This is a genomic window from Cytobacillus oceanisediminis, from assembly GCF_007830235.1.
Classification (GTDB): domain Bacteria; phylum Bacillota; class Bacilli; order Bacillales; family Cytobacillaceae; genus Cytobacillus; species Cytobacillus oceanisediminis.
This window is the reverse complement of sequence record NZ_VLKI01000026.1, coordinates 37967-58504: the sequence shown is the minus strand read 5'-3', so window position 1 is coordinate 58504 and position 20538 is coordinate 37967. Positions and strand designations below refer to the sequence as shown.

The following is a 20538-nucleotide window of genomic DNA, read 5'->3' as shown; positions in this document are numbered from 1 at the left end:
GAGGTTGATGTCCTTTAGTCTCAATTTGCGGAATTTGGTCAGGGAGCTCGGGTCTATGACTTCCTCTTCTGGAGTCATGTCCAGGAAATATTTGAAAGACATATCGTATTTCGAACGTTCAACGATATCCACATCCGAAAGGTCATGGATAGTTTTTAATAATAAGTATTTGAACATGCGGATGGGATCGATTGCGTTCCGGCCATTATTAAGGCAATACTTATCCTTCAGCTCTTCGTAAACAAAGGAAAAGTCGACAAGGTCATTAATCCTGCGCAACATATTATCCTCTGGAACGATTAGGTCATAGAGTCCCATATAAGGACTTAGCTTGATGGACTGTTGTTTTGGAATCATCGGAACCACCCACTTAACATAGATTACCTTCATTATAAAACAAAGAACGGCAGAATCCCTCACAAAAAGTATGGGATTCTGCCGTACTAATTAGGCCAGGTTAAAAGTTATTAGTTAAGTAGCACGAGGTTGATTGGAGCGGAAGGTGCGAGACTCCTGCGGGAGCAGCGGGACAGGTGAGACCCCACAGGCGCTTAAGCGCCGAGGAGGCTCACCGCACGCCCCGCGGAAAGCGAGCATCCTGGAGTGGAAATCAACCGGCTAATTTAACAAAGGCTATCCTTTAAGGACTTTTTCAGTGGCCTCCCATATCAGGGATATTCATCTGATTTCACAGCCCAATTAGTGTCAGATTCGTTTTAAGAAGCGAGTCGAGGATTTGGGACAACGTGTTTTTCGTTGTCCCCAATCCGAGATGAGCTGAGCGGAACCGGTAGATGACCTGGCTACACGTAATTCCATAAGGGGGGCCGATGGCTAATCCCATTTTGCTGTTAAGTGATGTTGAACAGTGCAATTGTCTGCTTGCTACAATTGCAGGGGGAGTACCAGCGAAGCTGTCACAGCCCGCAAAGTAAAGGCGCGCCTTGTACTGGAGTCGCTTCGGGGAAGCGAACTCCCAACCTATTGAAATTGCCCACTTTGGTAGTTACAAGATGTTTTCTATTTGTCTCACTCTACTGGTAAAGTTCTAGTATCTCCTGAATTTTTCATTAATAATGAATCCAGGCTATAGGGTACCTTCTGAAAATAAACCAATAGGAAAGCTCCTGCAGACGCAGAGAATACAGAATAGTCGAGAGGAGATTTAAAACCTATCCCTACAGTCATACATAGAGCAAATATAAGTAACAAAGCACCAGTCAATACCGCAATTGCTCTTGTTTTAAAACCAATTATAAGAAGTATTCCAAAAATGACTTCAAAACCGGTTGCTATCCATCCTACTATTGGTACAAGCGTCTCTGGTATAAAAGGAGTCAACACGCCTACATAGTTCATAAAATTTTCTATATTTCCCCATGACACATTAGGTTCTCCAGGTGCCCCCCATATTCCGAATCGATCGGCTACAGCCGATAAAAAGCTAAATCCTAAAGCCAGTCTAAGATATACTGTTATTAATCCTTTTAATTTCATTTTTTATTTCTCCTTCCCTTTGTGATAACCCTTATTAGTCCATAAGCAGACAAATATTATTAATTTTTGCTTTTCTTCTTTACTCCTTTATCGTTTAATCGCCCTGTTGGTTTGTTTTAATTCTAAGCATGTTGTTGCTTTAGAAAATGCACTTTATTCGTTTTTGCTCAAAAAATAGAATGTAGTCTGATCTTTTCAGTGGTTAATTTACGTTTATGGAATGCAAGCGTTTTTACGCGGTCGTCATGCAGATGCTGAAGTGCAGCCTCTTCTCATTTTTCATAATTATCCATCCATATTTACCAATTATTCACTTCCGTTTTTATTCGATATTGATGCAACCTTGTTTATTCATATACATTGCTGACTTCTACTTCAGGGTAAGCTCCTTGGATTTTCTTGGCTTAAATTCTATAACTTCTTAATTATTAATGATTGTATCTGCTATCTCCCGCTAAAAATCTATTTCTCCTTTCATATTCACGTTAAGTTACACAAAAAAAGTAAATAAACGAAACTTTGATAGATATGGTAAAATACTAAAAAGTAAAAGCAAGCCATTCGGCGAGGAAGTACACTCTGATAAACAGGATATGAAATTCCAAACTATTGGTTGCTTCTTCTCTGCCGACTTGTTCAATTAACAAGAGTAAAGGTGATTAGAGATGCATGAAAATGAAGTATACAAACGTATAGTTGAAAATCAACTAACAATGAGTAAATCTCATAAAAAAGTTGCCAACTATTTAATTGAAAATCAAAAAACTGCAGCATTTTTAACAGTATCCAAACTGGCTAAAAACGTCGGTGTTGGCGAGGCAACCATTATTCGCTTTGCGACCAGCCTGGGTTTTGATGGTTATTCAGATATGCAAAAATTCCTGCAGCAGGCAATGCAGCAGAAGTTCACATCAGCCGAGGAATTTTCAAATACAACAGGGGCAAATGAAGACCCGAAAAACATTGCCAGAGAAATTTTATCAGATGACATTCACAACATGAAAACGACATTAAGTCAGCTTAATCTAGATGTATTTAATGAAGCGGTTTCGGAGATGATTAAAGCGAAACGAATTTATATTATTTCCTACAGAAGTGCGGCCAGTATTGGTTCTTTTTTAGAATTTTATTTAAATCTAGTACTGCAAAATACAGAAATGATTCGTCAAAGCGACGGGGCAACAGAACATTTATTGGATATCAGCGATCAAGATATGGTCATTACGATCAGCTTTCCACGCTATACAAAGCGAACAATTGAAACCCTGAAATATGTAAAGCAAAAAGGAGCAAAAACATTGGTTATTACTGATCACCTAATGTCGCCACTTGTCCCATATGGAGATATAACGTTATTTGCTGAAACAGAAATTAACTCATTTATTGATTCATTTTCGGCACCGTTAAGTATTATTAATGCACTAATTACAGCAATTACAAGATCTGAGCACCAGAAGGTTGAAAATCGTTTGAAAGAACTTGAAGAACTTTGGGATCAGTTTGATATTTTTTATGAGTAATGTTTTATTAAATGTCTTGAAATAAAAGTCGACCTACTTCTTTGAAAGTGTGTAGGTCGACTTCTTTTCTACTTAACATATTCTTCGAAAGTAGTTATTTTTTTAGAAATGATGCCTCATTCTCTTTCATTACACCCACCCACGAAATTTGCAAGATTCTGCCATCCTGCGTACTCCAACCATGTATGCAGCTAAGCGCATATTAACATTCTGTGATTGCGAAGTTTTGTACACGGTTTCAAAAGAATCGATAATAACTTTGCGAAGTTTTGTATCTACTTCTTCCTCTGTCCAATAATACCCTTGGTTATTCTGCACCCATTCAAAATAAGAAACTGTTACTCCACCTGAGCTTGCTAATATATCGGGAACGAGAAGTATCCCTCTCTTACTTAATATCTTAGTTGCTTCAAGAGTTGTCGGACCGTTTGCCGCCTCAACAACAATCGGGGCTTTAATAAGATGGGCATTTTCAGTTGTAATTTGATTTGAAATTGCTGCAGGTATAAGAATATCACAGTCCAATTCTAACAATTCTTTGTTTGTCATGGTCTCTTTAAACAACTTTGTAACCGTACCAAAGCTATCACGGCGTTCTAACAAATAATCAATATCTAATCCATTAGGATCATAAAGCGCCCCATAGGCGTCCGAAATCGCAATGACATTTGCGCCGAAATCATGCATAAATTTTGCTAAGTAGCTGCCCGCATTACCAAATCCTTGAATAACTACTCTAGCTCCTTTAAGATTTATTCCCTTTTTCTTAGTCGCTTCTTCAATACAAATAGTTACACCTCGTGCAGTTGCACTTTCTCGTCCATTTGAACCTCCAAGCACTATAGGCTTTCCTGTAATAAAGCCTGGGGAATCAAATTCACGAATGCGGCTGTACTCATCCATCATCCATGCCATAATTTGCGAATTTGTAAACACATCTGGAGCTGGAATATCTTTTGTCGGGCCTACAACTTGACTAATTGCTCGAACATAGCCGCGGCTTAATCGTTCTAATTCATGAAAGGACATGTCTCTTGGATCACAAATAATTCCACCTTTACCACCCCCATAAGGTAAATTTGTAATCCCGCATTTTAAACTCATCCAAATGGATAGTGCTTTCACTTCATCTTCTGTTACTTCAGGATGAAACCTTATTCCACCTTTCGTAGGCCCTACTGCATCGTTATGCTGAGAGCGATAGCCAGTAAATATTCTCACTGTTCCATCATCCATACGGATAGGTATACGTACAGTGAGCATACGAACAGGCTCCTTCAATAATTCAAACATTTCACTAGAATAACCCATTTTAGTTAAAGCATTTTCAATTACGGTCTGTGTTGATTTTAATAAGTTTAAAGTCTCTTTATCCTGCTTATTTTTTAAATGTATGTCATCTAAGACTGCTGTTTTTTTCATAATGAGCACCTCACTATACAAAATAGTATTTGATTTGGATAGAGTGGCTCGTTTATTTAAAATAAATAACGAACCACACCCTTTTCAACAATTAATACGATTCAAGTCTAAAATGTTTTTTTAAAACTTACACTTATGAGTATACTTGGAATCCTCTAAAAAAAATGTTAGGTGCCTTACATATTTAACGAATAATAAAATGAAGCAAAGTAAAGTTGAATCTCTCTGCAATTAGTAGAAGTATGTCCCGTCGTATGGGAACACACCTCTTCGTAAGTCGGGTTCGGCTTGTGGCCTCCCGTATAGCCGGAGACGACCGAAACGATGCCCGGCATTTCCTCGAACGGAGATACCATACACCAAAAGCAGCCGCTGGCAAAAATCGCGTGTTCCCTTTATTCTGATCCTGGCGTTATCCTCAAAGTTCCAATTGCTTAATGAAGTTAACTGATGAATAACCACATCGGGCTGAATGTCGACAAGTGCTGAACATAGCGCTTCTCGATCAAATGTTTCACATTGTCATCAATAAGAAGAGACGGTTCAGTGGATGCTTGAATATCTTTAATTGTATAACCCTTGCTACTTCTACTAGCTTTAGCCCATTTTCTGTTACATCAATTACAGCACGCTCTGTAATTTAACGATTTACTACTCCCTTTCCCGTTATTCAGCAATGGGGGTACCGACGCCTGCAGGAGTATAAAAGGCAGGGATTCCTGCTCCGCCTGCACGAATTTTTTCAGCCAATGTGCCCTGTGGCATTAGTTCAACTTCAAGCTCACCTGAAAGCACTTGGTATTCAAACTCTTTATTTTCTCCTACATATGAGCCAATCATTTTTTTAATTTGTTTATTTTTTAATAGGAGCCCTAATCCCCACTCATCTACACCGCAGTTATTTGAAATAATTGTTAAATCTTTCACATCTGTTTCTAGTAAAGCTAAAATTAAATTTTCTGGAATACCTACTAATCTAAATCCGCCAACCATAATGGTCGCGCCATCGTGTATCTCTTTTACAGCTTCTGTAAAAGATGAAAGTATTGCCTTCACATTGATCACCTCAGCTTCATTCTACTTGTTTAATTCTATTTTGCGGCTAATTTATTAAACACAGCCTTTTTCTCGTTCAATTTATTACAATTTGGATAATACATTTTCATATGCTTCAAGAGTTAAATCAATTTCCTTCTTACCATGTACTGTAGAGAGGCTGTAACGGTTTAATGGCTTTGTATAAATTCCGTGATTTAATAGATGAAAATCAATGATCTTTCTTGTTACAAAATCAGATTGCTGCAGGTCGCGATAGTTTAATATTTCTTCTTTTTCTGTTAACACAACATTGAAAATTGTCCCTTTTCCAACAGCTTTCATTGCTATTCCTTTTGCAGTAAATAATGCTTCAATGCCTTTCTTTAGCTCATCTGTCGTTTCCATCACTTGATCAATTTCAAGTTCTAGCACTTCAATTGTTTTAAGACCTGCCGTTAAAATTGTCGGATGACCATTGTACGTACCGCTGTGGAAGAGAACATCTTTTGCAGCGGACTGTTTACTTTGACTGTTATCAAAAACATCTGATGCTGAAGTTGGTGCACTTACCATTAGAATTTCTTTTTTTCCACCGATAATTCCAACTGGAAAACCGCCGCCAACGACTTTTCCTAATGCCGTTAAATCAGGTTTGATGTTATAAACAGATTGCGCACCGCCAAGACCAAGACGAAAGCCCGTTTTTACTTCATCAAAAATGAGCAATATGCCTAGTTCTTCTGTTAATTTGCGAAGACCGTCCATAAATGATTGTTCTGCAGGAATAAAGCCTCCTTGAATAGGTTCAAGGACGACAGCTGCTACTTCATCTTTATATTTCGTTAAGATATCCGCACATGCTTCAATATTATTGAATGGCAAAATAATTGTATGCTCTTGATGATACGGGTCTACACCTTTTGATTCAATAATCGCATTTGGTTCATTAACTGGCCCTGCTTCATTCACTGGTGGATTTACACTAAGCAACACTTGATCATATCCGCCGTGATAATGTCCTTCAAATTTTGCAATTTTATATTTTCCTGTATACGAATATGCTAAGCGAAGCGCAAGCAGTGTTGCTTCAGTTCCTGAGTTTGTATAACGAACAAGCTCCATACTTGGATAATGCTCTTGTACTTTCTGTGCCATTTCCACTTCAAGACGGTGTGGTGTACCAAATAGCGCTGTTCCATCTGAATGTAATTGTGCTGTAATCGCTTCAATAATTTCCGGATGACCATGCCCAAGCATTAACGCGCCATATGATAGTAAATAATCAACATACTTATTACCATCCAAGTCTGTTAAATAGGCGCCATGTCCTTTCTCCATTACGATTGGATGTGGTGCAAATGATTTAATGTTAGCAGTTACTCCTTCTGGCATGACTGTTTTTGCTTTCTCCATAAATTCACAGGAAGTCTTTGTGTTTTTGCTGTAAACTTCATACAAGTTATTTACGGGATCCATTTTTATTTCCCACCTTTAAAAGGAGTGTTTACTCCATTTTTAATTAATAAAGAAATTCCACTCCATATTACAATGAACTCAAAAAATTGTGAAGAATTTATTTCTAATTTTTTTAAAAATGAAAAAAATACTCCGTATTTATTGAAATTGTTTTAAATCAATATTACAATTTTAAACGGTTACATTAATATTTAGATTTTATGTAATAACGTTACACAAAAACTGAAGGGGGAATCTTTTAATGAAAAAGACATATTCTTTATTACTTGTGTTAGTGCTTTCACTTTCTTCATTATTAGCAGCATGCGGTAACAATAACGAAGCAACTGAAACAAAAGATGGTGAAACAAAAGAAGATTTTAAAACGCAAATTCAAGGAGCTCCTGTATACAACTTTTTTCAATTTGTCTTGGTATTTGCACCAGAACCCGCTCGTACTCTTTCATCTAATTACGGCCCATATTGATGAACCCAACGCATAATCGTTGTGTGGGCCATCGATAAGCCACGTTCTTCCATCATCTCCACTAAATTACGAAATGTGAAACTTGCGAAGGGTATTCAGCAATAGAAAGAAACAGGAAAAACTTCCCAATAAAAGAGAATATTTCGAAGTGTAAGCCAGATTACAGAATACATAGTGGTTATCTCGTATCATGTTGTTGTGTAAGATAACTGAACACTTATGGAAAGGAAGATAAATATGGAGAAAAGAATAAAAAATCAACCGGATTTCAACCAAATTATTAACTCTAAGGAGCCAGTTGTCATCAAGTTCGACACAAACTGGTGTCCAGATTGCAGACGCATGGGTGCATTTATGGGAGAAGTATTAGAAGAATTCAATCCATTTCCTCTTTATGAAATGGATAGAGATGAATTCCAAGAAATTTCATCCACGTATAAAGTGATGGGAATTCCGAGCCTGCTTGTATTTAAAGAAGGCGAGAAAATAGGCCACTTGCATAGTGCAAATGCCAAAACACCTGAAAGTGTAACTGAATTTCTAACAACTTATTTTAAATAAAAGCAAGGGACCGGGCATAGTGCTCGATCCCTTTTCTTAACTTCATGAATCATCATTTTCTTTTTGAAGACTCTTCATGTACTTCAAATATTGATTGATTAACTGGTCAAGTTCTTGACTTAATTGTATGAGAGTAGATTTTTGAAGTTCCTTATCAACGTTGAATAATTTTGTCAATTTTCCGCGTTTTACCTCAATCATATACCTCAAAAAGTAAATAGATGCTATCGAATCACCGTACTTCTTCTCCATAACCGTTTACCTCACTGTTTTACCATTCTTACACCAAATAAGCGCATTTTACCTCATAATGTTCACATTATTTTTTGATTTAACTGTAGCTGATATTGGAAATGAATAATGTTAGCTATCTCACTTTTATGAGGTTAACCGTTACATTTATTTAGAAGATTATTCTGCTTTCATATTTTTTCTTCCACAATACTGTCAATGCTTTTTGTTCCGAATTGTCTTAATACTTATATTTTGGGTATTGATATTCCAGATGTGGGATTTTAACGCAGTCATTTTTGAGCTCTTGACTTTTTTCATCAAGATGAGTAAAACTAAATTCAATGAAAAAGCGTTAATCTGCGTTAAATTTGCCGAATAGATCCCTTTATCAACACGAATAAATTTTGCTGCTTTTAATATAGAAAGCTGATGATGTAGTGTTGTTTTAGAAGTATTAAACTGCACGCTCATCTCTTGAAGCGGTAACGGTCCCTTTAGAAGCTGATTAAGCAATTTTAATCGGAGTTCATCCCCTAACGCCTTGTGACCACGAATTAATTCATCCGAAGGAACTCCTGACCAAGCTCATGAACATAGCCACCTAAGTATTCGTGAGGTTCAAATTATGTAGCATACTTCTCGAATAATTCCCCTTGATGATGTTCAGTGGCTGTCGCTTTTCTAATTGGCTCAGTATCCCGATCCTTTTAAGGTAAAAGTGTGTCATAAAAATGATCGATTAAAATTTCTGAAAGACGGTTGAAAAATCTTGAACAGATGATGCGGATTGTTTGTTTTGAAGCATAATCAGCCCATACCAGAAGTTGGTCGAATTGAAGCCGCAGCTGCACAGCAATAGAAGGGATTCTTTTCACGTTTATTTTGAAACAATTCAAATTCATGATAGAGTTGAAATATCAGTGCACAAGGGGGATGGAAGATGCCTGCTTCAGCGCAAAAATCAAAGAAAATACTCACAAAGTCCAAAAACGATTATATACAAAACTTCTTAATCAACCAGTTGTTATTCATATAACTTCTGTTGTAAAGGTTAAAGGGCGAATACAGAATACGATGAATATACAATTGCTGTTTCTGTAAAACAAGATGAAGTCAAGATTTTCAAGCATGCAATTAGCTTGATCCGTCCGAATCGAGCTGAAATTGAAGAAAAAAAGTCAGTATCAAATCATAAGAAAAAGGACCGTAGGTATACACACACCCGACGGTCCTTTTATCAATTGAGGTTAAGGTTCATTTTATTCCCGGGATCTATTCAGCACCGGCAATCATCCTATGTTAGTGTATCTTACTGGGGAAGCTACAAGGCGTTACCCTATCTTTTCGTTCTCATCGAAAAAGTTGTTCTCTTTGTAACTTTCATTTGAGTTACTCAGAGCCGTTCTCTCCCCATAAAGTTTTTAGTCTTACTTTTGAGAACAACGTCTCGCACCCTTCGGAAGTTCGTTAGTTCTTATATAATGAAACTATTCTCATCATATCTAGTTTTTCAGGCGCGCGACATATCCGTTTGCATACCTTTTATTAAAGAATGGCTTCAGCCCTCGTAACCTGTCAGTTATGGAGGATCGCTGAGAGTTATTATTTTTCAGTTTCTGTTTGCCCCATTGCAATAGCAATTCTATTCCAAGTGTTAATTTGATTAATTATTAGAACAAGGTCAACATACTGTTTTTCGTCATAGTGGTTACGCACTCGTTGATAAAGCTGATCTGGCACACGTTTTGTCGGGATTAACGTTACGTGCTCTGTCAACTCTAAAGCTACTTTTTCTGCTTCTGTGTAAAAGTCACACTCTTCCCAAGCACTAATACCATATACTCTTTCTTCTGTTTCACCCATTTTCAGGACATCTGTTGTGTGCATATACATACAAAGTGGACAGCCGTTAATTTGAGAAGCACGAAGTCTAATAAGTTCACGAAGTTTACGGTCTAAACCTGTAGATACCGTATACTTATCCAATTTCTCAATGATTTTAAGTGCGTCTGGTGCTACATTGTAATAATCAATTCTTTGTGTCAATTTTATTTCCTCCTTAAAAAGTTTATTCAATTCAATATATAATTGATTTGAATTGAATAAACTCTTTATTTCCTCCTTAAAAAGTTTATTCAATTCAATTCAATTCCCTTCTTTAAACCAAATTCGATAACGGTCTGCTATTGTTCCTTAATATGTCCAAAAGTTACATTTGTTCATCTTCAGGTACGTTTGTGACAAACATTTCCTTCTCCTAAATGAATTCCTCTTTTATTAACTTCGTTTCACTTCATGATTTTTGGATTGTCCACTCCGTTTTTTGAAGAAGATAATCCACAGTAGCCAAATGTTCGACTTCCGGTTCACCAAGTTCTTACGCTCGTCGCAGTTCGATGATCCCTCTGCACAAGCTCTACTTTCCCTCCTGCTTTTCGGATATCTGTAACCGTCTGCTCTCTACGGAGTAAGTCCGAGATAAGTCCAAAAAACGCCATGCAGATGCTTTGGTTAGTTCTTTATAAAACTGCTCTTTAACCATTGTCTTATCCAGAATCTGGGATTTGAGGACTTATGGCCAATATCTGTGCACCTTTTTGCTTAATTTAAGGAAGCAGCTCCTGGTAAGCCTTGTGTTCAAGGTTACAATAGGGACACCAAGCCCCTCGGTAAAAGGTTAAGATAACAGGACCTTTTTCAAGTTCACGGGAAAAAGATATATGTTCACCCGTCGCGTTTGGAAGTGTAAAGTCTGGAGCTATATGCCCGATCGATATTCCTTTAGGCGCATGCTTCTCTAAATCCTCTGCTGCTTCTCTAATATATCTTGTATTGCCTGAGGGCGATTATTAACAACCTGATTAATTTTCGCTTCTACTTGTTCTCGTAATGTCATGTTTATCCCTCCCATTCTCTCTCTCTTTACCAGCAGTTTATATAAAAAAAAGAATGGATTCTGTAATCTAGATTACATTTATGCTTAAATATAAAAAAACTTCCTAGAGAAGTATCCAGGAACGTTTTCATAACTATTTAAATAAACGAAGATATTCCCCATAGCCTTCTTCTTTTAGCTTGTCTATTGGGATATATTCAAGTGCAGCAGAGTTAATGCAATATCGAAGGTTCTGGTGCAAAAACTTCAAGGCAATTGCAATTAATCTCTAAAACTTGGCTATACTGATACTATCAATCTAGAAAAGGGATGGTATTCAGTTATGAAAAAGCAAAATTTATTCAAATGGAAACATTATCAACCTGATATTATTTTATTAACCGTGAGAGGGCCCCTGGCTCACGCCTTGGATAATGACATGTAAACTTGCCTAAAAATAAAAATCCTTTCCGAATCGGGAAGGATTTTTGTTTTCATTACTTAACAATGTGAATAGGGCTGCCAATAGCAACTTCTGCTGCTTCCATTGTGATTTCGCCTAATGTTGGATGAGCATGGATCGTCATAGCGAGATCTTCTGCAGTCATACCTGCTTCAATTGCCAATCCAAGCTCGGCAATCATATCGGATGCGCTGGCACCAGCAATTTGTGCACCGATCACAAGACCATCTTCTTTACGTGTTACAAGCTTTAAGAAGCCATCTGTTGAATCCAGTGCTAGAGCACGGCCGTTAGCTGCAAATGGGAACTTGGCTGCTGTTACTTCGATTCCTTCTTCCTTCGCCTGCTTTTCTGTATAGCCTACAGAAGCAAGCTCTGGTTCAGAGAATACGACAGCTGGAATAGCCAGGTAATCAATTTCTGAGTTATGTCCGGCAATTGCTTCTGCAGCGATTTTTCCTTCGTAAGAAGCTTTATGTGCAAGCGGTGGTCCTTCTACAATATCACCAATTGCATATATATTGTTTACAGATGTACGGCATTGCTTATCGATTTTAACTACTCCGTGGTCGCTCATTTCGATGCCTACCTGCTCCAAACCTAATTCATCAGTATTAGGGCGGCGTCCAACCATAACGAATACATAATCCGCTTCAATGGTTTTCTCTTCGCCTTTTACTTCATATTTTACAGCTACGCTGTTTTCACTTTCTTGAACACCTTTAGCAAGTGCCTTTGTAATGATTTCAGCGCCTTTTTTCTTAAGGTTGCGTTTTACAAGGGAAGACATCTGCTTTTCGAAACCATTAAGGATTTCATCAGTACCTTCAAGTATAGTTACTTTTGTGCCAAAGTTAGCATAAGCGCCCCCTAGCTCTGTACCGATATAACCTCCACCGATAACAACTATGCTTTCAGGAATTTCTTCTAGTGCCAATGCACCTGTTGAATCCAGTACACGTTTTGTGTATTTAAATGCAGGAAGCTCAATTGGGCGTGATCCTGTAGCAATAATGGCATTTTTGAATGTATATGTCTGAGCAGAATTTTCATCCATTACGCGAAGTGTATTCGCATCAACAAAGTAAGCTTCACCGCGTACGATGTCTACCTTATTGCCTTTTAATAGGCCTTCAACACCGCCTGTAAGCTTTTTAACGACACCAGCTTTCCATTCTTGAACCTTTGTGAAGTCAACCTTCACATTTTCAGCAGTTATACCCATATTATCAGAGTGTTTAGCTGTTTCATAACGGTGACCAGCTGAAATGAGTGCTTTTGAAGGAATACATCCAACATTTAGGCACACACCACCTAGGGTACCTTTTTCTACAATTGTAACCTTCTGTCCAAGCTGTGCTGCGCGGATCGCTGCAACATATCCTCCTGGACCTGCTCCAATGACTATAGTATCTGTTTCAATTGGGAAATCTCCTACTACCATTTATTACGCCTCCATTAACAATAGTTCTGGATCGTTCAGTAAACGCTTGATGTGGTTTAGTGCATTCTGTGCAGTTGCTCCATCAATAATTCTGTGGTCAAAGCTTAAGGACAACGCCAATACAGGAGCAGCAACAATTTCTCCATCTCTAACTACTGGCTTTTCAGCAATGCGACCAATACCGAGAATGGCTACTTCTGGGTGGTTGATAACTGGTGTAAACCACTGACCGCCAGCAGAACCGATATTTGTGATGGTGCATGAAGCACCTTTCATTTCATCCGGTGCCAGCTTGCCATCGCGTGCTTTTCCAGCCAGCTCATTGATTTCATTTGAAATAGTAAAAGTGGATTTGCGGTCTGCATCCTTAACTACCGGTACAAGAAGACCTTTCTCAGTATCTGCTGCAATACCAATGTTGTAGTAATGCTTATGGATGATTTCACCTGCAGCATCATCAATGGATGTATTTAATGCAGGGAACTCACGCAATGCACTTGTCAATGCCTTTACCACATATGGAAGGTATGTAAGCTTAATTCCTTTATTAGCTGCAATTTCTTTGAACTTCTTGCGGTGTGCAACAAGTTTCGTTACATCAATTTCATCCATCAATGTAACATGTGGAGCAGTATGCTTAGAGTTTACCATAGCTTTAGCAATGGCTTTACGGATCCCGCTCATCTTCTCGCGTGTTTCAGGGTATTGTCCTTCCGGAATCGCTTGTGCAGCTGCTGGTGCTGCTTCCTGAGCAAGGGCTTCAGCAGCTTGAGCTTGTGCTCCTCCATTCAAGAACGCGTCGATATCAGCTTTTTGAATACGGCCGTTTTTGCCGCTTCCTGCTACCTGGCGAATGTCAACGCCTTTATCACGAGCATATTTTCTTACTGATGGCATTGCAATAATGCGGCGGTTAGGATCAACTTCAGTTTGGGAAATAGCCGCCCCTTCTTTTGGTGCTTCTTGCATAGGGACTTCTTCCTTTTTCACATCCTGGCCTGCTTCACCTGTTGATTGAACTTGAGCTTCAGTTTTAGCTTCTTCTTTGGGAGCCTCGTCTTCATGGTCTCCCTTGAATTTAAGGTCCTCATATCCAGGAGCGTCAAAAGTAATCAAAACCTGGCCTACAGTTGCAACTGTACCTTCTTCAACAAGAATTTCTTCGACTTTACCTTTAACAGGGGAAGGAATCTCAACAACTGCTTTATCGTTTTGAACTTCACAAAGCACGTCATCTTCTTGTATTTCATCGCCTGGCTTAACGAACCACTTGACGATTTCACCTTCATGGATACCTTCACCAATGTCAGGCAATCTAAATTGGAATGCCAATGGAATTCACCCTCCTATAATTTCGATCAATTAATAAAGCGCAAGCGCCTTGTCCATCCCCGACAAGCACAAGACATCAAGCGGCCGGTCCTTTTCAAATTGAAGCGGATTCAAATTAAGCTTCCTTTCGTTCAGTTTAATTTGCAGCAGTCGGAGCAGCTTGGTTTAATTGAACAGGTAAACCCGCTTCCAATGATTGTTTCGCTGCCCTTGCAATGCGCTCAGCTTGCAAACCATCAAACCCTGTACAGGTTACATCCTGGTTATTCAAAATAGAGCTCGCAAATTCAGTAACTTCGTCAATATATGCTTGAGTGTAGCGTTCAAGGAAGAAATATAGGGGCTTTTCCTTTGCTACATAATTCGCTGTAGAAACTTCCACATTCGTTGCACGGTTGTTGTCTACATTTGCTGCTCCCTTATCACCGAAGACTTCAAGACGTTGGTCGTATCCGTATGCAGCCCTGCGGCTATGTCAGCCCCCTCTTCCTTTTACTAAATTGGGTAAAAAACATGCAGATCTTTAATAAATCGTTAATAAATCGATACAAATCATAGACATTCGGAACCATCAAATGATCTGATTATTTTCCCACATCCGGATAGCGCCTCTCCTGGGTTTCATGAAACGTTCCACGTCTAGTCGCCTTCAGTGACTCGCCCAAGGCAAACACAGAAGCGCCCAGCAAGACGAGATCCTTCAACAGAAATTGACCTGGGGCCGCAGAAAGGGCGGGGAAACCGAGGCTCGGCTCAAAGACACCCGGCGTGGAGAGCATGAAACTCAGTGTCGTCAGAAATAGAATGCAGGAAAGAAACGCTCCAACAGCTGACAGCTTTGCAGACACAAAGCGGCTGAGAATGAGTAGGCCGACTAATAATTCTAATATGCCCAATAGAGAAGAAAACGTACGAATTGAAAAATAGTTGTAAAGCCATCCAAGTACTGGGCTGTTGCTTACAAGGCCGGCAATCTCATTCGCTTCGTAGGCCGTGAATTTCATCGCGCCAATCCAAATATAAACGATAGCCAGTGCAATAAACAAACCCTTTTTTCCGATGATCTCAATTTGTTGACCGAAAGCTTCAAATAACTTGAACATGAACGTTTCCTCCTCCGCCATTAGCAATAGTAAGTTTGTTATTTACCGAAAGGCAAAAAAAATGTTCCCCCATTTTTCCCTCGGACCCATACATTTTTATCATACCCGCGTTTTTCCCAATACCCTGTCCATTACATTCCAATGTGTCGCATTTTTTATTTAAATTATAAACCACTTGCTCGACAGCTCCTTCACAAACACTACAAGATGCTGTAAATACTTCGATTAATCTTTTTGCCACTTTAATTCACTCCTTTTGATAATTTTTTTAAAATCGGACACTGACTTTTTGGAACTCCAGAACCAGGGCATTTTTCAACCAAACCTTCTAACAAGAATTTCATTTCGTTTAAATCACGAATCTTTTTTTCAATTTCCTCAATTTTTCCTGATGCAAATTCGAGCTTTTCTTCTGAATGAAATTCTTTATCCCCGTTTGATACAGCTAGTAGATCTTTAATTTCTTCCAAAGTAAACCCTAGATCCTGAGCCCGTTTAATAAACTCAATGTCTTGAATTACTTCATGGGGATACATTCTGTATGCAGCATCACTTGCGGGTGGTGTCAGCAACGCTGGTACTGCCCCGAAACGATGATTACTTCTCAATGCTTTTTTAGGCTTAGATATGCTTATTTAATGCTTCCTCAAGTGCTTCCTTAGACTTAAGACCAACCAAAGTATCTACAACCTTGCCATCTTTCATGACTATTAGAGTCGGAATACTCATGATACCAAATTTGTTGGCTGTTTCTTGGTTTTGATCGACATCAATCTTTACAATCTTAACTTGGTTCCCCATGTCTTGATCAAGCTCTTCAAGAACGGGTGCAATCATTTTACAAGGTCCACACCAAGTGGCGAAAAAGTCAGCTAACACTATTCCATTGTTAGTTTCTGCCGTAAATGTTTGATCGGTCACGTTTAATACTGCCATCTCTTATCCATCCCCTTAAAATCTGTAATAGTTTTTTCTTACACTTACGAGTATAGTTTTTTTCTGTATTTAAAAATGTTAGATGGCTAACATTTAGTCATTATATTTAAGAATTATTGGTGGCAAAATTTTATCAATACAAAAAAACATCTCCTCCGTTCGAAGAGATGTTCGTTTTCTCATTTAGCTTTTTAATTTTTCCAAGAGCTCTTCTACATAATGCTGGGCACTTTGTGCGGCAATGCTACCATCACCAGTTGCGGTTACAATTTGACGTAATGTTTTTTCACGAGCATCCCCTGAAGCAAAGATACCTTCCACCTTTGTTTCCATTCGATCATTTGTCTCAATGTAGCCCATTGAATTCGTGATTCCAAGTTTCCTAAATGGTGCTGTTAGTGGAACCATTCCGACATAGATAAATACACCGTCTATAGTAAACTCTTTTTCAGCGCCATTTTCCGTCGATACAAGCGTCACTGACCCTACTTTTCCATTTTGCTCATTAATGGTTTTAACGGTTGTATTAAACATAACCTCAATTTTTTCATTATCAAACGCACGTTGCTGTAGAATTTTCTGCGCTCTGAATTCATCACGCCGATGAACAATTGTCACCTTATTTGCGAAGCGAGTTAAGTATACACCCTCTTCAACAGCAGAGTCTCCTCCCCCCACTACCACAAGGTCCTTGCCTTTAAAAAAGGCTCCATCACAGACTGCACAATAAGATACACCACGTCCACCTAGCTCTTTTTCACCAGGTGCACCCAGCTTTTTATACTCAGCACCGGTTGCAATGATCACGGCGCGAGCTTTATATTCCTTTGAAGTGGTTTTGACCGTTTTATATTCCACACCATCTTCAATGTCTTTAATATCTCCATATGCATATTCAGCACCAAACTTCTTTGCATGCTCAAACATCTTGTTAGAAAGATCAGGACCTAGAATATGATCAAATCCAGGATAGTTTTCAACCTCTTCTGTATTGACCATTTGTCCACCAGGCACTCCTCTTTCAATCATTAAAGTTGAAAGGTTGGCACGAGATGTATAAACCGCAGCTGTCATACCAGCTGGGCCAGCTCCAATAATAATCACATCAAAGATTTTTTCACTCGTCATCTTATCCATCTCCTTTTTCATTTTAGCAACTTTGAAAGGCTAATATGAATCGTCTTACTTTAGGTAGTATAAACTAATTTGAAACATAAAAATGTTAGATGGCTCACAATAAAGATGGTTTATTTTATAAACAAAAAAAGCTGTTAAAACTATTGCTTGTAAACATATCTAATTATTTCATAACATCATACAAGTGGAGTACGAAGGTTGATTTTGTACATAAAATGAAACCATTCTTCAGCATATAAAAATGCAGAAGGCGAGAATGAGAAGCTTGCGAAGGGTATTCAGGTATAGAAAGAAACAGGAGAAACTTCCTAATAAAAAAGAATATTTCGATGTGTAAGCCAGATTACAGAATACATAGTGGTTATCTCGTATCATGTTGTTGTGTAAGATAACTGAACACTTATGGAAAGGAAGATAAATATGGAGAAAAGAATAAAAAATCAACCGGATTTCAACCAAATTATTGACTCTAAGGAGCCAGTTGTCATCAAGTTCGACACAAACTGGTGTCCAGATTGCAAACGCATGGGTGCATTTATGGGAGAAGTATTAGAAGAATTCAATCCATTTCCTCTTTATGAAATGGATAGAGATGAATTCCAAGAAATTTCATCCACGTATAAAGTGATGGGAATTCCGAGCCTACTTGTATTTAAAGAAGGCGAGAAAATAGGCCACTTGCATAGTGCAAATGCCAAAACACCTGAAAGTGTAACTGAATTTCTAACAACTTATTTTAAATAAAAGCAAGGGACCGAGCATTGTGCTCGATCCCTTTTCTTAACTTCATGAATCATCATTTTCTTTTTGAAGACTCCTCATGTAATTCAAATATTGATTGATTAATTGGTCAAGTTCTTGACTTAATTGTATGATAGTAGATTTTTGAAGTTCCTTATCAACGTTGAATAATTTTGTCAATTCTTCCCGTTTTACCTCAATCATATACCTCAAAAAGTAAATAGGTGCTATCGAATCACTGTACTTCTTCTCCATAATCGGTTACCTCACTGTTTTACCATTCTTACACCGAATAAGCGCATTTTACCTCATAATGTTCACATTATTTTTTGATTTAACTGTAGCTGATATTGGAAATGAAAAGTAGTAGGGTAATTTTTCTTCCACAATACTGTCAATGCTTTTTGTTCAGAATTTTCTTAATACTTATATTTTCTTTGTTATTGATATTCCAGATGTGGGATTTTAACGCAGTCATTTTTGAGCTCTTTTTCGTGAGTTTCAAAATATGTAGCATACTTCTCAAATAATTCCCCTTGATGATGTTCAGTGGCTGTCGCTTTTCTAATTGGCTCAGGATACTTGGTTTCCTTGGTCACTAAGCAAGTAAAAATCTAGTTCATTTTTCCCCTTCATAGTCAAAGAAGAATCTGGGGTTTGAGGACTTATGGCCAATAGCTGTACACCTTTTTGCTTAATTTGAGGAAGCAGCTCCCTTTAAGCCTTGAGTTCAAGGTTACAATAGGGACACCAAGCCCCTCGGTAAAAGGTTAAGATAACAGGACCTTTTTCAAGTTCACGGTAAAAAGATATATGTTCACCCGTCGCGTTTGGAAGTGTAAAGTCTGGAGCTATATGCCCGACCGATATTCCTTTAGGCGCATGCTTCTCTAAGTCCTCGCTCTCCTTTTTAATATTCTCTCAGTTATGAGGGGAGAAGACATTTTCCTCCCTGTTGGCAGGTCTTTTTCACTCCTTGAAGTTCTAACAAAGATGCTTCATATTTAATTTAAAAAATTTATACCCATCCTCTGAAGCTTGAAGCTTCAGCCACTTTTCTGATCCCTACCATATAAGCAGCTAAGCGCATATCAACTTGATGATTTTGAGAAGTTTGATATATATTTTCAAAGGAACTAATCATCACTTTTGATAGTTTTTCATTAACCTCTTCTTCTGTCCAATAATACCCTTGATTGTTTTGCACCCATTCAAAATAAAATACTGTTTCTCCACCGGCACTAGCGAGAATGTCTGGAACAAGAAGTACTCCACGCTCTGTTAAAATCTTGGTTGCCTCGGGTGTAGTCGGACCATTTGCTGCTTCTACAACGATACTTGCCTTGATATTCTCAGCATTTTTCCCAGTAATTTGGTTTAAAATAGCGGCAGGAACCAGGATGTCACAATCTAATTCTAGTAACTCTTGGTTTGTGATGGTATCTTTAAACTGCTGAGTAACGGTACCGAAACTATCTCTTCTATCTAACAAATAATCAATATCAAGTCCATTTGGATCGTGAATGGCTCTGTATACGTCTGAAATACCAGATTGGCTCTTTTAAAAGTTCGAACATTTCAGCCTAATTTAGCAAGCGCTTTTTGAATAACCGTCTGTGTAGAATAGAATAAGTTTAATGACTCTTTTTCTTCTTGTTGTTTATTGGTCATTTCCGTTAATAACGTCTTAATAGACATTTTAGACACCTCTTCGTTTAGTGGGTTATTGGTTTCTTCTTATCCCTTTGCTTAAAACTTTTTTGATTTTCTCAAATGCCCAGTCAAGTTCTTCTTTGGTAATGATAAGCGGTGGTGCAAAGCGAATTACGGTATCATGAGTTTCCTTACATAATAACCCTTCATCTTTTAATTGCTCACAATATGGTCTAGCTGCTTCCGTTAGTTCAACCCCGATGAATAACCCTCGGCCGCGAATTTCTTTGATGATAGGATTTTCGATTGTTTTTAATTGATTTAAAAAGTACTGGCCTAATTCGAATGAACGCTGTTCTAATTTTTCTTCCTCCATTACATCTAGCGCTGCAATGGACACTGCACATGCAAGTGGATTACCTCCAAATGTCGAACCATGTGATCCAGGATTAAAGACACCTAATACATCAGCATTAGCCACGACACAAGAAATTGGGAATACGCCTCCGCCAAAACGACTACTAAACTATCAATTACTTCCGGAACGGCCTCAAGGGCTCTTCTCTAAATATATCTTGTATTGCCTGAGGGCGATTATTAACAACCTGATTTATTTTCGCTTCTAACTGTTCTCGTAATG

The 20538-nt window shown here is 38.3% G+C and carries 20 protein-coding genes and 11 pseudogenes; 5 read left to right on the top strand and 26 right to left on the bottom strand.

The window, feature by feature from the left end:
• Together IQ19_RS25015 and IQ19_RS25010 are read right to left on the bottom strand one after the other, a co-directional pair.
• A partial coding sequence (locus IQ19_RS25015; RefSeq protein WP_144546177.1) for a transposase occupies positions 1-357 on the bottom strand: 357 nt, incomplete at its 3' end.
• A 672-nt stretch (positions 358-1029) separates the two neighbouring features.
• Positions 1030-1497 (bottom strand): DoxX family membrane protein, encoded by a 468-nt coding sequence (locus IQ19_RS25010; RefSeq protein ID WP_144546175.1) that lies wholly within the window; start codon positions 1495-1497, stop codon positions 1030-1032.
• A 665-nt stretch (positions 1498-2162) separates the two neighbouring features.
• Here IQ19_RS25010 and IQ19_RS25005 point away from each other — a divergent pair.
• A complete protein-coding gene (locus tag IQ19_RS25005; RefSeq protein WP_144546173.1) occupies positions 2163-3017 on the top strand; it encodes a MurR/RpiR family transcriptional regulator in 855 nt (284 codons plus the stop codon).
• 129 nt (positions 3018-3146) lie between these two features.
• Here the strand turns inward: IQ19_RS25005 and IQ19_RS25000 are convergent, their stop codons facing one another.
• From IQ19_RS25000 to IQ19_RS24975, 6 genes and pseudogenes are all read right to left on the bottom strand, one after another.
• Positions 3147-4439 (bottom strand): Glu/Leu/Phe/Val family dehydrogenase, encoded by a 1293-nt coding sequence (locus tag IQ19_RS25000; RefSeq protein ID WP_144546171.1) that lies wholly within the window; start codon positions 4437-4439, stop codon positions 3147-3149.
• Between the two features lie 242 nt (positions 4440-4681).
• Positions 4682-4795 (bottom strand): annotated as a pseudogene (locus IQ19_RS24995) (peptide-methionine (S)-S-oxide reductase); the annotation flags it as partial.
• A 25-nt stretch (positions 4796-4820) separates the two neighbouring features.
• Positions 4821-4955: pseudogene (locus tag IQ19_RS28785) on the bottom strand (NAD-dependent epimerase/dehydratase family protein); the annotation flags it as partial.
• Positions 4955-5109: pseudogene (locus IQ19_RS28780) on the bottom strand (succinyl-CoA--3-ketoacid-CoA transferase); the annotation flags it as partial. The pseudogenes IQ19_RS28785 and IQ19_RS28780, both read right to left, overlap by 1 nt.
• Positions 5109-5495 (bottom strand): annotated as a pseudogene (locus IQ19_RS24980) (CoA transferase subunit A); the annotation flags it as partial. The pseudogenes IQ19_RS28780 and IQ19_RS24980, both read right to left, overlap by 1 nt.
• An 84-nt stretch (positions 5496-5579) precedes the next feature.
• Positions 5580-6953, bottom strand: coding sequence for an aspartate aminotransferase family protein (locus IQ19_RS24975; protein ID WP_144546169.1), 1374 nt, complete (start codon positions 6951-6953; stop codon positions 5580-5582).
• 241 nt (positions 6954-7194) lie between these two features.
• On the opposite strand from IQ19_RS24975, the gene IQ19_RS24970 reads away from it, so the two are divergent.
• Positions 7195-7419: a hypothetical protein gene (locus IQ19_RS24970; RefSeq protein WP_144546167.1), complete on the top strand. Its 225-nt coding sequence runs from the start codon at positions 7195-7197 to the stop codon at positions 7417-7419.
• Here IQ19_RS24970 and IQ19_RS24965 read toward each other — a convergent pair.
• Positions 7407-7502: pseudogene (locus IQ19_RS24965) on the bottom strand (IS6 family transposase); the annotation flags it as partial. The gene IQ19_RS24970 and the pseudogene IQ19_RS24965 sit on opposite strands and share 13 nt — an antisense overlap.
• A 136-nt stretch (positions 7503-7638) precedes the next feature.
• Between IQ19_RS24965 and IQ19_RS24960 the strand changes: the two are divergent.
• Positions 7639-7980 (top strand): thioredoxin domain-containing protein, encoded by a 342-nt coding sequence (locus IQ19_RS24960; RefSeq protein ID WP_144546165.1) that lies wholly within the window; start codon positions 7639-7641, stop codon positions 7978-7980.
• 42 nt (positions 7981-8022) lie between these two features.
• Here IQ19_RS24960 and IQ19_RS29375 read toward each other — a convergent pair whose 3' ends face one another.
• The 5 genes and pseudogenes from IQ19_RS29375 to IQ19_RS29370 all read right to left on the bottom strand — a co-directional run.
• On the bottom strand, positions 8023-8181 hold the full coding sequence (locus tag IQ19_RS29375) for an aspartyl-phosphate phosphatase Spo0E family protein (RefSeq protein WP_394141749.1): 159 nt from the start codon (positions 8179-8181) through the stop codon (positions 8023-8025).
• Between the two features lie 246 nt (positions 8182-8427).
• On the bottom strand, positions 8428-8685 hold the full coding sequence (locus tag IQ19_RS28775; RefSeq protein WP_338422706.1) for a hypothetical protein: 258 nt from the start codon (positions 8683-8685) through the stop codon (positions 8428-8430).
• 1131 nt (positions 8686-9816) lie between these two features.
• Positions 9817-10260 (bottom strand): carboxymuconolactone decarboxylase family protein, encoded by a 444-nt coding sequence (locus IQ19_RS24945; RefSeq protein WP_144546161.1) that lies wholly within the window; start codon positions 10258-10260, stop codon positions 9817-9819.
• Between the two features lie 560 nt (positions 10261-10820).
• A complete protein-coding gene (locus IQ19_RS28770) occupies positions 10821-10976 on the bottom strand; it encodes a redoxin domain-containing protein (protein ID WP_277875361.1) in 156 nt (51 codons plus the stop codon).
• 267 nt (positions 10977-11243) lie between these two features.
• Positions 11244-11339, bottom strand: a pseudogene (locus IQ19_RS29370) (peptide-methionine (R)-S-oxide reductase MsrB); the annotation flags it as partial.
• A gap of 93 nt (positions 11340-11432) precedes the next feature.
• Between IQ19_RS29370 and IQ19_RS24930 the strand changes: the two are divergent.
• A pseudogene (locus IQ19_RS24930) lies at positions 11433-11519 on the top strand (IS6 family transposase); the annotation flags it as partial.
• A 67-nt stretch (positions 11520-11586) separates the two neighbouring features.
• On the opposite strand, the gene lpdA reads toward IQ19_RS24930, so the two are convergent.
• From lpdA to trxB, 8 genes and pseudogenes are all read right to left on the bottom strand, one after another.
• Complete coding sequence (gene lpdA, locus IQ19_RS24925) at positions 11587-12996, bottom strand: dihydrolipoyl dehydrogenase (RefSeq protein WP_144546159.1); 1410 nt, start codon at positions 12994-12996, stop codon at positions 11587-11589.
• Positions 12997-12999: 3 nt separating this feature from the next.
• Positions 13000-14328, bottom strand: coding sequence for a dihydrolipoamide acetyltransferase family protein (locus IQ19_RS24920; protein ID WP_144546157.1), 1329 nt, complete (start codon positions 14326-14328; stop codon positions 13000-13002).
• A gap of 136 nt (positions 14329-14464) precedes the next feature.
• Positions 14465-14803: pseudogene (locus IQ19_RS24915) on the bottom strand (Gfo/Idh/MocA family oxidoreductase); the annotation flags it as partial.
• A gap of 109 nt (positions 14804-14912) precedes the next feature.
• Positions 14913-15431, bottom strand: coding sequence for a YkgB family protein (locus IQ19_RS24910; RefSeq protein ID WP_199749553.1), 519 nt, complete (start codon positions 15429-15431; stop codon positions 14913-14915).
• Positions 15415-15672, bottom strand: coding sequence for a hypothetical protein (locus tag IQ19_RS28230; protein ID WP_199749552.1), 258 nt, complete (start codon positions 15670-15672; stop codon positions 15415-15417). Before IQ19_RS28230 ends, IQ19_RS24910 begins: the two co-directional genes overlap by 17 nt.
• 1 nt (position 15673) lies before the next feature.
• Entirely contained in the window at positions 15674-16039 is a 366-nt protein-coding gene (locus IQ19_RS24900) for a MerR family DNA-binding protein (RefSeq protein ID WP_144546153.1), read from the bottom strand.
• Positions 16040-16052: 13 nt separating this feature from the next.
• A complete protein-coding gene (trxA, locus tag IQ19_RS24895) occupies positions 16053-16367 on the bottom strand; it encodes a thioredoxin (protein ID WP_144546151.1) in 315 nt (104 codons plus the stop codon).
• Positions 16368-16550: 183 nt separating this feature from the next.
• A complete protein-coding gene (trxB, locus tag IQ19_RS24890; RefSeq protein WP_144546189.1) occupies positions 16551-17504 on the bottom strand; it encodes a thioredoxin-disulfide reductase in 954 nt (317 codons plus the stop codon).
• A 402-nt stretch (positions 17505-17906) separates the two neighbouring features.
• On the opposite strand from trxB, the gene IQ19_RS24885 reads away from it, so the two are divergent.
• Positions 17907-18248: a thioredoxin domain-containing protein gene (locus IQ19_RS24885; protein ID WP_144546149.1), complete on the top strand. Its 342-nt coding sequence runs from the start codon at positions 17907-17909 to the stop codon at positions 18246-18248.
• Between the two features lie 42 nt (positions 18249-18290).
• On the opposite strand, the gene IQ19_RS24880 is transcribed toward IQ19_RS24885, so the two are convergent.
• From IQ19_RS24880 to IQ19_RS24865, 4 genes and pseudogenes are all read right to left on the bottom strand, one after another.
• Complete coding sequence (locus tag IQ19_RS24880) at positions 18291-18500, bottom strand: aspartyl-phosphate phosphatase Spo0E family protein (RefSeq protein WP_144546147.1); 210 nt, start codon at positions 18498-18500, stop codon at positions 18291-18293.
• A gap of 318 nt (positions 18501-18818) precedes the next feature.
• Positions 18819-19100 (bottom strand): annotated as a pseudogene (locus IQ19_RS24875) (peroxiredoxin-like family protein).
• Between the two features lie 163 nt (positions 19101-19263).
• Positions 19264-19794 (bottom strand): annotated as a pseudogene (locus IQ19_RS24870) (Glu/Leu/Phe/Val family dehydrogenase); the annotation flags it as partial.
• A gap of 174 nt (positions 19795-19968) precedes the next feature.
• A pseudogene (locus IQ19_RS24865) lies at positions 19969-20409 on the bottom strand (aminotransferase class III-fold pyridoxal phosphate-dependent enzyme); the annotation flags it as partial.
• Positions 20410-20538 lie beyond the last annotated feature (129 nt).

Coding starts and splice junctions, on each gene's coding strand:
- trxA (WP_144546151.1), bottom strand. CDS start 16,367: ATGGCAGTATTAAACGTGACCGATCAAACATTTACGGCAGAAACTAAC.
- IQ19_RS29375 (WP_394141749.1), bottom strand. CDS start 8,181: ATGATTGAGGTAAAACGCGGAAAATTGACAAAATTATTCAACGTTGAT.
- trxB (WP_144546189.1), bottom strand. CDS start 17,504: ATGGATAAGATGACGAGTGAAAAAATCTTTGATGTGATTATTATTGGA.
- IQ19_RS24960 (WP_144546165.1), top strand. CDS start 7,639: ATGGAAAGGAAGATAAATATGGAGAAAAGAATAAAAAATCAACCGGAT.
- IQ19_RS24880 (WP_144546147.1), bottom strand. CDS start 18,500: ATGGAGAAGAAGTACAGTGATTCGATAGCACCTATTTACTTTTTGAGG.
- IQ19_RS25005 (WP_144546173.1), top strand. CDS start 2,163: ATGCATGAAAATGAAGTATACAAACGTATAGTTGAAAATCAACTAACA.
- lpdA (WP_144546159.1), bottom strand. CDS start 12,996: ATGGTAGTAGGAGATTTCCCAATTGAAACAGATACTATAGTCATTGGA.
- IQ19_RS28775 (WP_338422706.1), bottom strand. CDS start 8,685: ATGAGCGTGCAGTTTAATACTTCTAAAACAACACTACATCATCAGCTT.
- IQ19_RS24975 (WP_144546169.1), bottom strand. CDS start 6,953: ATGGATCCCGTAAATAACTTGTATGAAGTTTACAGCAAAAACACAAAG.
- IQ19_RS24885 (WP_144546149.1), top strand. CDS start 17,907: ATGGAAAGGAAGATAAATATGGAGAAAAGAATAAAAAATCAACCGGAT.
- IQ19_RS25000 (WP_144546171.1), bottom strand. CDS start 4,439: ATGAAAAAAACAGCAGTCTTAGATGACATACATTTAAAAAATAAGCAG.
- IQ19_RS25010 (WP_144546175.1), bottom strand. CDS start 1,497: ATGAAATTAAAAGGATTAATAACAGTATATCTTAGACTGGCTTTAGGA.
- IQ19_RS24970 (WP_144546167.1), top strand. CDS start 7,195: ATGAAAAAGACATATTCTTTATTACTTGTGTTAGTGCTTTCACTTTCT.
- IQ19_RS24910 (WP_199749553.1), bottom strand. CDS start 15,431: ATGTTCAAGTTATTTGAAGCTTTCGGTCAACAAATTGAGATCATCGGA.